The following is a 12,376-nucleotide window of genomic DNA, read 5'->3' as shown; positions in this document are numbered from 1 at the left end:
ATGAAATCCCGAGATATGAACCACGACTGGATCGCAACCGCCCGCACCCTGTCCGAGGCCCTGCCGTACATGCAGCGTTACGCGGGGGCCATCGTCGTTGTGAAATTCGGCGGAAATGCCATGGGTGACGACGACGCCATGGCGGAATTCGCCCGCGACATCGTCCTGATGCGGCAGGTCGGGATCAACCCCGTTGTCGTGCATGGCGGCGGGCCGATGATCAATGACATGCTGACCAAGCTGGGCATCAAATCGGATTTCGTGCGCGGAAAGCGGGTCACTGACAAGGCCACTGTTCAGGTGGTTGAGATGGTTTTGACCGGCCTTGTGAACAAACGGATCGTTCAGGCGATCATGGATGAGGGCGGCCGCGCTGTCGGTCTGTCGGGCAAGGATGACGATCTGATGGTCTGTGAGGCGGACGATCCCGAACTGGGGTTTGTCGGACGGCCGGTCGAAATGAATCCGCAGGTGCTTCGCGATCTGTTCAAGGCGGGAATCATCCCAGTGGTTGCCCCCGTCGCGACGGGGATGCAGCCGAACGAAACCTTCAACGTGAATGGCGACACGGCGGCAGGTGCGATTGCCGGGGCGCTCAAGGCCGACCGGCTTCTGCTTCTGACCGATGTCAGCGGCGTGAAAGACCGGGACGGCAATGTGGTCACCGCGATGACTCCCGAAGATGTCGAGGCGATGATCGCTGACGGCACCATTGCCGGTGGCATGATCCCCAAGACCGAGACCGCACTCAAAGCCATTGAGGACGGCGTGCGCGCCGTGGTGATCCTTGACGGACGCGTACCCAACGCGTGTCTGCTCGAACTGTTTACAGAACATGGGGCCGGGTCCCTGATCCGTCCCGTCCGGTGACACTGGACGAACTGGATCGGACCGCGCGACCGCTTGGACTGGCGGTGCGCGGGGCCTTGCACCCCGCCCCTGAAGATGCAGCTCCGGAGGGAACGGGCACACTTGTGCTGCTGGGTCCGGATGAGCCGGGCTTCTGGGATCTGTTCAAATCGTCTGCGGAATACCGCGACGGGCGACCACATCCGTTGGATCGATGGTCAAAACGCGTGACGGGCGGTCTGGGCGCGCCCTTCGGAGCGACAGGGATCTTTCCCTATGATGGTCCACCCTACGCGCCATTCCTGCGATGGGCCGCGCGCTGCGGCACCAGTTGGTCATCCCCGGTGTCATTGCTGGTGCATGACACAGCCGGTCTGTTCATCAGCTTCCGGTCTGCGCTGGCGCTGCCAACAATGCTCGACCTGCCCGGGACACCCGCTAATCCGTGTCCGACCTGTGAGGACAAACCCTGCCAGACGGCTTGCCCGGTCGGTGCGCTGGCTCCGGGTCAGGATTATGACGTCCCAGCCTGCGTTGCGCATCTGAAGTCAGCCAACGGCGCAGCCTGCCGCGAGGGTTGTCTTGTCCGCAGGGCATGCCCTGTTTCAGCCCGGTTCGGCAGGCTGACGGAACAATCCGCTTTCCACATGCGCGCATTTTTGGGAGAGTGAACCGACCCAGGGAAAGGCGGTTCACCGTGAAAAGACTGATCCTCATGCGCCATGCCAAATCGGACTGGTCGGCCAGCGGGGATGATCACAGCCGCCCCCTGAACAAGCGAGGTCAGGCCAGCGCACCGGCGATGGGGGCCTGGCTGCGCGATCAGGGTTGGCTGCCTGACGAAGTCCTGTGTTCATCATCCACCCGCACACGACAAACGCTTGATCTGCTTGGACTGCCCAAGGTGGAGACGCGCTTTGAGCGGGCCCTTTACCTGGCCGAAGGGGACGAGATCATCGATGTCCTGCGTGGCGCAAGCGGTGACTGCGTTTTGCTGCTGGGTCATAACTACGGCATTGCCGACTGCGCGCAGCAGCTTGTGGCCGAGCCGCCCGATCATCCCCGTTTCTCGGATTATCCCACCTGCGCCACCAGCCTGATCCGGTTCGACATCACCGACTGGGGATACCTGTTGCCGGGCACCGGGATCTGCGATGATTTCGCCATCCCGCGCGAGGTCATCGCGGCACAGGAGGCTGGATAGATCTCTTGACGAAAAAAGCCCCGAACTGTCGTCCGGGGCTTTTTCATTCGGTACAGACGCGTCAGTGGCCGAGGATCTGGCTCAGGAAGAGCTTGGTCCGATCGTTCTGCGGGTTGTTGAAGAACTCTTCCGGTTCGTTCTGTTCCACGATCTGGCCCGCATCCATAAAGATCACGCGGTTGGCGACCTGACGGGCAAAACCCATCTCGTGCGTCACGCAGAGCATGGTCATGCCCTCTTCCGCGAGGCTCACCATCGTGTCGAGCACTTCCTTGATCATTTCCGGGTCAAGCGCCGATGTCGGTTCGTCGAACAGCATGATGCGCGGCCGCATGCAGAGCGAGCGGGCAATCGCCACACGCTGCTGCTGACCACCCGAGAGCTGACCGGGATACTTGTTGGCCTGCTCGGGGATCTTGACCTTCTCAAGAAAGTGCATCGCCGTCTCTTCGGCCTCGCGCTTGGGGATCTTGCGCACCCAGATCGGGGCCAGCGTGCAGTTTTCCAGAATGGTCAGATGCGGGAACAGGTTGAAGTGCTGAAACACCATCCCAACCTCGGAGCGGATCGTGTCGATGTTCTTGATGTCCGAGGACAGCAGGGTGCCATCAACCGTGATCGAGCCCTTCTGGTGCTCTTCCAGCGCGTTGATGCAGCGGATCAGCGTCGACTTGCCGGACCCGGAGGGCCCCGCAATCACGATCCGTTCGCCCCGGTACACCGTCAGGTCGATGTCACGAAGGACGTGGAACGTGCCGTACCACTTGTTCATATTTTCAATCTGGATCGCCACCTCATCCGAGACAGCCATTTGTGCATGTGCAGTATCAGCCATGGATTGGCCTCCTGTATCTTGCCCTATCGCAGTCGCGACCGGAGGGCATTATCGGTGATCGGTGGCAAGCTGACGCTCGAGCCACTGTGAATATTTCGAGATGCTGAAGCAGACGATGAAGAACACGAAGACCGCAAAGCCCCAGAGTTCCCAATAGACACCGTTCCATTCCGTCGATGCGAGGATCGGCCCGCGGATCATCCCCACGAGGTCGAACATCGAAATCACCGACACCAGCGTGGTGTCTTTGAACAGGCCCACCGCCACGTTCACGATACCCGGAATGGAGATCTTGAGCGCTTGCGGCAGGATGATCAGACGCATCGACTGTGCATAGTCCAGACCAAGGCTGTCGGCTGCTTCGTACTGCCCACGCGGAAGTGCTGCGAGACCACCACGGATCACTTCGGCAATATAGGCAGCCGAGAACATGGTGATCATGATGATCACACGCAGCACGAGGTCGATATTCGCATCGGGCGGGAAGAAGTAGGCCAGCACCACGTTTGCGACGAAGAGCAGCGTGATTAGCGGAACACCCCGGATGAACTCGATGAAGATCACGCAGATCCATTTGATGATCGGCATGGAGGACTGGCGTCCCAGCGCAAGAAGAATCCCGAGCGGCAGGGACAGCGATACGCAGACAGTGCCGAGGATCATGTTCAGCATGAAGCCGCCCAGATCGCGGGACGGGATCGCCTGAATGGCCAGCACATCGGGCATCGACGCCGGAACGACACCGCCCGCCCAGATCACCACGATAGCGGCAATCACACCCGCGACCAGCCCCATGGCAAAGCTCTGGCGTTCGAACTGCTTGAACGCGAAGTAGCCAGCGACGAACCCAAGCAGCACCATCAGCGGAGTGAGCAATGTGCCACCCCAGATCAGCCAGTAGGCCAGGAAGGGATAGATGCCGGTGAAGAAAAGCATCTGACGCGGGGCCTTCGGATACAGAACCGGTGCAATTGCAACGATCAGCAGCACAAAGGCGAGGGTCGGACGCCAGTAGGCTTCGGGCGGGTATGTGAACCCGAACAGAAGCTGGTTCCAGCGCTCTGTCAGAACCGAGAAACAGGCCCCCGTCGCGCCATCGAGGATCTCACGACACTCCGCAAGCGAACTCGTCGTCCAGATACCGTTTGCGAACCACGGATAGGCGCCGGTCACGATCTTGAAGATGAAGTAGAGCGACAGGATCGTCAGGATCGAGTTGAACCAGCCTTTGAACAGGTTCTCGCGCATCCACTTGATGACCCCGGCCTCGGAGGCGGGGGGTGGCTGCTCGGGCAACATCGTCTCGCGGACGAAAGCGACTGTCTGTGCATGTGTATCTGACATCTCAGCGCTCCTTCAGCTTAACGGCGTTGTTGTAGACGTTCATGATCGCCGAGATCGCAAGCGAGATGGCGAGGTAGAACAGCATGAGCAGGAAGATCGCCTCGATCGCGCGGCCGGTCTGGTTGAGCGTGATGCCGCCCAGCGTGCCGGTCAGATCCATGTAGCCCACCGCGATCGCCAGAGACGAGTTCTTGGTCAGGTTCAGGTACTGAGAGATCAGCGGCGGAATGATCACGCGCAGCGCCTGAGGCAGCACCACGAGATTCATGATCCGGCCCGGACGCAGCCCGAGGGACGCCGCTGCTTCGGTCTGGCCCTTGCTGACAGCAAGAATACCGGCGCGCACGTTCTCGGCGATGAACGCCGCCGTGTAGATGGACAGAGCGAACCACAGCGCAATCAGCGAGTTGCGCATGAAGATGCCACCCTGGAAGTTGAAGCCCTTGAGTTCGGGATATTCCAGAGAAATGGGCCGGCCGAGGATGAAGTAGGCAAGGATCGACGGGATAAAGAAAATCGCCACCGACGGCCAGAAAGTCGGGATCAGTCGCCCCCGCTCATACAGCGCTTTCTTGGCATAGTTGCGGAACGCGAAGATGCCGGCAATTGAAGCAAGGAACACGGCCACCACGAAACCCGAGCCGACGCCGAAGATCGGTGCCGGGGTATAGAAGCCACGACCGGTGAATGCGAACATGCCCAGCACCATCGATGCTTCTGCGTCCTCGCCCCGGAAATCGCGCGGCTGCGGCAGGACCGCGATGAAGACCGCCATGATGATCAGGATCCAGATAAGGACCGGCACGTTGCGGAAGATTTCCACGTAGATCGACATCAGCTGCCGCACAAGCCAGTTGTCGCTCAGCCGCAGAACGCCCACCACAACCCCGATGACGGTCGCCATCAGACAGCCGAGGAAGGCAACCAGCAGCGTGTTGAGCACACCGACGAGGGACGCCTGCCAGTGGGTCGACTGGCTGGTATAGGGGATCAGCGTCTGGTTGATGTCATAGCCTGCAGGCTCTCCGAGAAACTGGTAGGAGATGTTCAGACCAGCGGCCTTAAGGTTGGCCAGAAGGTTTGAGCCGAGGTAGCCGAAGGCCAGAATCAGCAGGATGAGAGCGATAAACTGGAACGTGTAGGACCGGTACCGCGTGTCGTTGATCAGCATGGACAGCTGAAACGACCCCGATGGTGGGTCTGATATCGTGGACATTTTGTTATCCCTGTTTTTCCGGATTCTCTTGGCGGCGCTTAACGCGCTCTGCTGCCTGATCCGAAGGCGTGTTCTTTGATTTGAAAAAGGGCGCGGAGTGATCCGCGCCCTTTTCCGTAGTCACTGTCTTAGCGGAAGGGCGGGGAGTAGAGCAGACCGCCTTCAGTCCACTGTGCGTTCAGGCCCCGTGCCAGACCGATCGGTGTGTTCTCACCGATGTTCTTTTCGAACAGCTCACCGTAGTTGCCACCAGCGGAGATCGCCTTGACGGCCCAGTCCGCTTCGAGGCCGAGCATTTCGCCCAGCGTACCTTCGGTGCCCAGCAGACGGTTGATTTCCGGGTTGCTGCCTGCAGCTGCGGACATTTCTGCAACGTTTGCCGAGGTCACGCCCAGTTCTTCAGCCGCGATCAGCGCGTTCAGACTCCAGCGAACGATGTCGCCCCACTGGTTGTCGCCGTGACGGACGAGCGGACCCAGCGGCTCTTTCGAGATGATTTCCGGCAGAACGACGTGGTCGCCCGGATTTTCGAACGCGGCGCGGGTCGCGGCAAGGCCGGATGCGTCGGTTGTGTAAACGTCGCACGCACCTTCGAGGTACAGCGGCTGTGCTTCAGCGTTGGTTTCGATCGGGACCGGCTCGTAGCTGATGTTGTTGGCACGGAAGAAGTCCGCGAGGTTCAGCTCGGTGGTGGTACCGGTCTGGATGCAGACGGTTGCGCCATCCAGCTCTTTCGCCGAGGACACACCCAGTTCCTTCGGAACCATGAAGCCCTGACCGTCGTAGTAGTTGATGCCGACGAACTCGAAGCCGAGGTCGACGTCACGCGAGAACGTCCAGGTGGTGTTCCGTGCGAGCATGTCGATCTCGCCCGAAGCGAGGGCTGTGAAGCGTGTCTTACCTGTGGTCGGTACGAATTCGACCGCGGTCGGGTCGCCGAGAACAGCAGCGGCAACGGCACGGCAGACACCAACGTCAAAACCTTCCCATTCGCCATTTGCGTTCGGCGCTGCAAATCCGACGAGACCGGTGGTCACGCCGCAGTTCAGCTTGCCGCGTGCTTTGACGTCGTCAAGCGTGGCAGCCGACGCAACGCCAGCCGACAGGCCAGCCGCGGTCATCGCGCCAAGAATTGCAAGTTTTTTCATGTTTACCTCTTCCTGTTAGCCCGCACCTTCAGGCGCGGTTTCTGACGAGCGCATAAACGCCCATGCGACGAAAGTAGGGAAGCCCCCACTCGCGATGGCACCGATTTTGTGGGGATTCATTCGCAGAGGTCAAGCCGAATAGCCTATTTTTTGGTCAGCTCGCCCGACTTTCCCTAACGTCAGTCCAGAGATTATTCGTCCAGCAGTCTCATGAAGCAGTCGGCGTGCAAAAAGGCAGCCTTTTTGTGTTCGGCCATTTCGTGAGCTTCCTCGTCACGGCCCCACTGCTCTTCCTGCCAAAGCTCATCGAGGCGCGATACATTCCAGAGCTGAATCGCATCGAAAGCGCGCGCCTTTGCGGCGAACCCGATCACAAGCGATCCGCTGATCGAGACAAGATCGTGGAATGCCGCCAGTTCGAAATTGTTCAACGCGTGGACGCGCGTTCTGAGAGTCTTCAGGGAACTTGTGTCCTGAGGATCGTGTATGACGCCAACCCTTGGATGCAACCGCGCGTTCAGGGCTTCTGCCGCCCAATCGAGCAGCGGATCCCATTGTTCGGCCTGTCGTTCGACCAGTTCGTCAGGCGAAGACGCGCGGTAGCACAGAAGATCGCTGTCGCCGTAATCGGCGAGCATATCAGCGACTTCGGAATGCTGGATCGACACCTTGTCGACAGCCGCATTGGCCGTGCGGGTAAACGGCATGGTGCGGGGGTCGATGCGGTCTTCCTGTGCATCGAACTCGGCCGCAATCCGGTCTGCAATGGCGACGCTTGGCACGTGGAGCTGCGCCTTGGCCGGCGTGCGGACGGGACGCCCGTCCAGAAGGACGCTGTATCCCTGCTCGGTTTTGGCGGTTTCGGCTTTCTTCCAGAACCGTTTCGGAGCCCATTCGCTCATGAGAGACCCTCCATCCAGCGGGTGAGTTCAGAAATGAGTGCATCGCTGTCAGAAACGAGGATATCAGCTTCTGACAGGTGTTCGGGGCCATGATTGCCCCATGTGACGCCAATCGTGCGCAGGCCGGCGGCCCGTCCCATCTGCATGTCATAGCTGGTGTCGCCAATCATCACGGCGGAGTCCGGGTCCACCCCGGTATCCGCCAAGGCGGAAAAGAGCATGGAAGGATGCGGCTTTGATGGGTGCGTGTCCGCCACCTGCGTCGACTGGAAATATCCATGCAGGCCGTGTTGCGCGATAATCCGATCCAATCCGCGCCGCGACATACCCGTGGCGGTGGCCATCAGCGTGAAATCGTCGGCGTGGAAATGGTCAAGCACTGCGCGCATACCCGGAAAGAAAACCGCGTCCTGACCGGACGTGACATGATGCGCGAGCGAAAGCGCCCGGTAGCGGTCGGCAAGGGCAAGGTGCATGTCTGACCCGTGATCGGGCACAAGCTGGCGCATGAGTTCAGGCAAAGACAGGCCCACACCGTGGAGGATCTCGGCGTGGGACGGTTCGGGTAGATCGAGTTCCCGAAACGCCTGCTGCATTGCCAGCAGGATATGCGCGCGGCTGTCGATCAGCGTGCCATCGACATCAAACACCACCAGCCGAAGCGGTTGCGACATTATTCGAGGTCCTCGAACGGATCGGCGGGGACATCTTTCGGATCCCATTGCAGGAATTCCCAGGTCCGCTGCATGTGCTCCGGCAATGGCGCGGTGACGGTCAGCTTCGAACCGGTGACAGGATGCAGGAACGAGATCGAGCGCGCATGCAGATGCAGTTTCCGGCTGATCGCGCCACCCAGCATCGCGCCCCATCCATCGCCTAGGTTTTCCTGACCGGAGCCACCATATTTGCCATCCCCGATGATCGGATGACCGAGCTCCGCCATATGGGCGCGCAACTGGTGGGTCCGTCCGGTCACCGGAACCATCGCCACCCAAGCGGCGCGTTTGCCCAGCGCGCTGAGAACCGCGTAATCCGTGGTCGCGTGCTTTGCGCCTTCGGTTGTGGCGACGTCGCGCGGGTGTACGGCGCGCATCTTTTCGTTTTCGCCCCCCGAGCCGTGTCCCGGTGCTTTCACGAGACCGAACTTGATGGTTCCCATCTGCGGGGCGGGAACGCCAGCAACCGCGGCCCAATAGATCTTGCGGGTCTCGCGGGCGCGAAATGCCTCGGTCAGCGCACCGGCCACCTTGCGGGTCCGTGCCAGCAACAGAACCCCCGAGGTGTCCTTGTCAAGCCGATGCACCAGACGCGGTTTTTCTTCGAACCCGAATTTCAATGCTTCGGCCAGCCCGTCGACATGGCGCGTCTGTTTGCTGCCTCCCTGTGTCGGAAGGCCGGGCGGTTTGTTCAGCGCGATGATGTGATCGTCCTTGTAGAGAACCAGCTCCTTCATCATCGCGGCATCCTTGTCGGACACGGCAGGCTTTGGCTGAGAGGCAACCTCGCCGGGTTCCGGCAGCGGTGGAATCCGAACCTCCTGCCCGGTCGAAAGTCGAGTGCTGGCCTTGACCCGCCCACCGTCGACCCTCAATTCGCCTTTACGGCACATCTTTTCGATGCGCCCTTGCCCCAGATGCGGAAACTTGCGCTTGAGCCAGCGATCCAGACGCTGGTCCGCGTCTCCGGGCCCGATTGTTATGGTTTGTACCCGGCTCATGCAAAGACACTCCGCGCAGTCAGCAGACCCAGAGCCAACCCACCGACCGACAATCCGACCGACAGCGCCACGTAGAGCGCTGCGGACCCCATGTTGCCACGCTCGATCAGAGTCATCGTCTCAAGCGAAAAGGCGGAGAACGTGGTAAAGCCGCCCAGCAAGCCGGTCATCACGAAGGGTGACATGTGAGTCAGCCCCCGCTGGGCAGCAGCCACGACGAAGACGCCCATGAGGAACGATCCAACCACGTTGACGGTGATGATTGCCAACGGGAAGTCGCCATGTCCGAACATGCGCATGACTCCAACGCCGGTCAGATACCGGAGCGTTGCGCCGATGGCCCCGCCAAGGGCTACAAGAGAAAGGGTTGTTAACATGCAGGCTCTGTCGCGCGCAGCCTGAGAGATGTCAAGCAAAGCCCCATTGCGCTTTTGCATGGGCCGCCTACTCTTTAAGCGGATCAATGGGAGGATCCATCCATGTATCGCCGTCAGTTTCTGGGAAGTGCCGCGGCTGTCGGGCTGTTGCCCGGCGTCGGTCTGGCACGGACAGCCCCGCAGGTTCTGCGCGCCGCACCGCACCGGCAGCAGATCCTGCCCGCCGAGTATCCGGACACCGAACTGTGGAGCTTCGACGCCACCTTTCCCGGTCGCATCCTGCGTGCGACGCAGGGCGACCGCGTGTCCATCGAGGTCGAAAACCAACTGCCGCAGGCCACGGCGGTTCACTGGCACGGGCTGCGGCTCGACAATGCGATGGATGGTGTTCCCGGATTGACTCAGGCCCCGATTGCCCCCGGTGACAGATTTGCCTACGAATTCACGCTGCCCGATGCCGGCACATACTGGTATCACAGTCATGCCCAGAGCATGGAGCAGGTGGAACGCGGGCTTTATGGACCTCTGATCATTGATGAAACCGAGCCGCCCGACGTCGATCAGGATCTGGTTCTCGTTTTGGACGACATCCGGCTGGAGCGTGATGGCAGCGTGTCCGGTTTCGACAACTTCCACGACCTCAGCCACGCGGGCCGCATCGGAAATCTGTGGCTGTCCAACGGTCAGATTGACCCGGGATATCCCGTCAAACGCGGCGAGCGACTGCGTCTGAGATTGATCAGTGCAGCCAATGCACGGGTCTTCACACTTGGTCTTCAGGGGTTCGAGGGGTGGGTGGTCGCACTGGATGGCATGCCACTTGCTGCTCCGGAACCTCTGGGCGAGGAACTGACGCTGGCGCCAGCACAGCGCATGGACCTCATCGTGGATGTCACGACCGATGACGAAGAGGCATTTCTGATCACGTTCGAACGCGATGGCGGCTATGCGATCACGCATTTTCCGGTCGGCGGACCGAGCCGGGCTCGGCGCGATGCACCCTCGGCCCTGCCACCAAACCCGGAATTCCCGATCGATCTGGCCAACGCACGGACGGCGACGCTGCTGGTCGAAGGCGGCGCGATGGGAGGGATGCGGGCGGCAGAGGTTGACGGGGAACGTCTGGTTGCGCGCGAACTTGCCGGGCGCGGCCTGTTCTGGGCCCTGAATGGCATCGCAGGGCGGCCCGAGACGCCACTTCTTGATCTGTCACGCGGGGAAAGCGTCCGGGTCGGCATGGCGAATGACACGGCGTTTCCTCATGCGATGCACCTGCACGGGATGCATTTCGCAGAAGTCCTTCCCGATGGGTCGCTTGGGCCATTGCGCGATACGATCCTGCTCAATCCGCAGGAAACACGGGAGATCGCGTTCCAGGCACACAATCCGGGGAATTGGTTGTTCCATTGCCACATGCTCGCCCATCATCAGGCGGGCATGGGGACGTGGATCCGGGTGTCGGCCTGACTGTCAGGTGTTTCGCTTGGCGCGGAGCCGGGCGAAATACTCCACGCGCTTTTTCAATTCGCGTTCGAAGCCACGCTCGACCGGATTGTAAAACTCGGTCCGCCCCATGCTTTCCGGGAAGTAATCCTGACCGGAGAACCCGTCTTCAGCGTCGTGATCATAGGCATAGCCAGACCCGTATCCCTGATCTTTCATCATCTGGGTCGGTGCGTTCAGGATGTGTTTCGGAGGCACAAGAGAGCCGGTCTTTCGTGCCGCCGCGCGCGCGGCCTTGTACGCCACATATACCCCGTTCGATTTCGGCGCGAGCGCGATGTAAACGAGCGCCTGCGCTATCGCCAGTTCGCCTTCGGGGCTTCCGAGGCGTTCGAAGGTTTCCCAGCTTTGAAGGCAGATCGCCTGCGCCTGCGGGTCGGCGAGACCAATATCCTCAACCGCCATGCGCGTGATGCGCCGTGCCAGGTAACGGGGGTCCTCGCCGGCATCCAGCATCCGCGAAAACCAGTAAAGCGCGGCATCCGGGTCTGACCCACGCACCGATTTGTGCAAGGCCGAGATCAGATTGTAATGCGCGTCGCCAGACTTGTCATACTGAGCAGCGCGTTTCATCAACCGCTGCGCCAACGCCGCGCTGTTGAGCGGTTTTTCCACGTTCCACGCCATCACCTGTTCGACCAGATTCAGAAGCGCGCGGCCATCCCCGTCCGCCATTTCGAGCAGGTTCTCGCGGGCCGGGCCATCAAGCGGCAGAGTGCGTCCGAGTTCGACCTCGGCGCGCTGCGCAAGACGCTCGAGATCGGCAAGTTCAAGCCGTTCGAGCACAAGCACCTGCGCCCGGCTGAGCAGAGCCGCGTTCAGTTCGAACGACGGGTTTTCGGTCGTGGCACCGACCAGAAGGATCGTGCCGTCTTCCATATGCGGCAAGAACCCGTCCTGCTGTGCCTTGTTGAACCGATGGATCTCATCGACGAACAAGAGCGTGCCCTGCCCTGTTCTGCGTCTCTGCTTTGCGGCTTCGAACACTTTGCGCAGTTCGGGAACACCGGAGAAGATTGCGCTGATCTGAACGAAATGCAGATCCGTTTCGTCCGCGAGAAGCCTCGCGATGGTTGTTTTGCCGACGCCCGGCGGCCCCCAGAATATCACGGATCCCAGGCTGCCCGCCTCAAGCATCACGGTCAGTGGGGCGTCAGGTCCGATGACCTGCGACTGCCCAATGACCTCGGACAGCTTTTTCGGACGGAGCCGGTCAGCCAGCGGTCTGGGTGCATTTTCGGCGGTGTCGTCAGGGCCGGTATCGAACAGGTCTGCCATGCG

General features: G+C 60.7%; 13 protein-coding genes. 4 read left to right on the top strand and 9 right to left on the bottom strand.

The features are described from left to right. Genes argB through MGEO_RS17010 form a run of 3 tightly spaced genes read left to right on the top strand, consistent with a single transcriptional unit; the run spans window position 1 to window position 2,053 of the window. A complete protein-coding gene (gene argB, locus MGEO_RS17020; protein ID WP_085640565.1) occupies window positions 1-870 on the top strand; it encodes an acetylglutamate kinase in 870 nt (289 codons plus the stop codon). Beyond that, complete coding sequence (locus MGEO_RS17015) at window positions 867-1,520, top strand: ferredoxin (protein WP_085640563.1); 654 nt, start codon at window positions 867-869, stop codon at window positions 1,518-1,520. Before argB ends, MGEO_RS17015 begins: the two co-directional genes overlap by 4 nt. 26 nt (window positions 1,521-1,546) lie before the next feature. Continuing rightward, on the top strand, window positions 1,547-2,053 hold the full coding sequence (locus MGEO_RS17010; RefSeq protein WP_085640561.1) for a SixA phosphatase family protein: 507 nt from the start codon (window positions 1,547-1,549) through the stop codon (window positions 2,051-2,053). A 61-nt stretch (window positions 2,054-2,114) separates the two neighbouring features. On the opposite strand, the gene MGEO_RS17005 is transcribed toward MGEO_RS17010, so the two are convergent. The 8 genes from MGEO_RS17005 to crcB all read right to left on the bottom strand — a co-directional run bounded on the left by MGEO_RS17005 (window position 2,115) and on the right by crcB (window position 9,592). Beyond that, window positions 2,115-2,888: an amino acid ABC transporter ATP-binding protein gene (locus tag MGEO_RS17005; RefSeq protein ID WP_085640559.1), complete on the bottom strand. Its 774-nt coding sequence runs from the start codon at window positions 2,886-2,888 to the stop codon at window positions 2,115-2,117. 48 nt (window positions 2,889-2,936) lie between these two features. Beyond that, window positions 2,937-4,232 (bottom strand): amino acid ABC transporter permease, encoded by a 1,296-nt coding sequence (locus MGEO_RS17000; RefSeq protein ID WP_085640557.1) that lies wholly within the window; start codon window positions 4,230-4,232, stop codon window positions 2,937-2,939. Between the two features lies 1 nt (window position 4,233). After that, the gene (locus tag MGEO_RS16995) at window positions 4,234-5,448 is read right to left on the bottom strand and encodes an amino acid ABC transporter permease (protein WP_085640555.1); all 1,215 of its coding nucleotides are present in this window, start codon (window positions 5,446-5,448) and stop codon (window positions 4,234-4,236) included. A gap of 128 nt (window positions 5,449-5,576) precedes the next feature. Then, entirely contained in the window at window positions 5,577-6,596 is a 1,020-nt protein-coding gene (locus MGEO_RS16990) for an amino acid ABC transporter substrate-binding protein (RefSeq protein WP_085640553.1), read from the bottom strand. Window positions 6,597-6,787: 191 nt separating this feature from the next. Beyond that, a complete protein-coding gene (locus tag MGEO_RS16985) occupies window positions 6,788-7,498 on the bottom strand; it encodes an ATP12 family chaperone protein (protein ID WP_085640551.1) in 711 nt (236 codons plus the stop codon). Beyond that, on the bottom strand, window positions 7,495-8,172 hold the full coding sequence (locus MGEO_RS16980; RefSeq protein ID WP_085640549.1) for an HAD-IA family hydrolase: 678 nt from the start codon (window positions 8,170-8,172) through the stop codon (window positions 7,495-7,497). Before MGEO_RS16980 ends, MGEO_RS16985 begins: the two co-directional genes overlap by 4 nt. Then, on the bottom strand, window positions 8,172-9,215 hold the full coding sequence (locus tag MGEO_RS16975; RefSeq protein ID WP_085640547.1) for an RluA family pseudouridine synthase: 1,044 nt from the start codon (window positions 9,213-9,215) through the stop codon (window positions 8,172-8,174). The genes MGEO_RS16980 and MGEO_RS16975 overlap by 1 nt, the downstream gene beginning before the upstream one ends. Beyond that, window positions 9,212-9,592 (bottom strand): fluoride efflux transporter CrcB, encoded by a 381-nt coding sequence (gene crcB / locus MGEO_RS16970; RefSeq protein ID WP_085640643.1) that lies wholly within the window; start codon window positions 9,590-9,592, stop codon window positions 9,212-9,214. Before crcB ends, MGEO_RS16975 begins: the two co-directional genes overlap by 4 nt. Before the next feature lie 102 nt (window positions 9,593-9,694). Here crcB and MGEO_RS16965 point away from each other — a divergent pair, with 102 nt between their 5' ends. Continuing rightward, on the top strand, window positions 9,695-11,059 hold the full coding sequence (locus tag MGEO_RS16965; protein ID WP_085640545.1) for a multicopper oxidase family protein: 1,365 nt from the start codon (window positions 9,695-9,697) through the stop codon (window positions 11,057-11,059). A 3-nt stretch (window positions 11,060-11,062) separates the two neighbouring features. Here MGEO_RS16965 and MGEO_RS16960 read toward each other — a convergent pair whose 3' ends face one another. Then, window positions 11,063-12,373: a replication-associated recombination protein A gene (locus MGEO_RS16960; protein ID WP_085640543.1), complete on the bottom strand. Its 1,311-nt coding sequence runs from the start codon at window positions 12,371-12,373 to the stop codon at window positions 11,063-11,065. Between the last annotated feature and the right edge of the window lie 3 nt (window positions 12,374-12,376).

It is taken from the genome of Marivita geojedonensis, from assembly GCF_002115805.1.
Classification (GTDB): domain Bacteria; phylum Pseudomonadota; class Alphaproteobacteria; order Rhodobacterales; family Rhodobacteraceae; genus Marivita; species Marivita geojedonensis.
The sequence above is the reverse complement of the archived record's forward strand: the minus strand, read 5'-3'. Positions and strand labels throughout refer to the sequence as shown.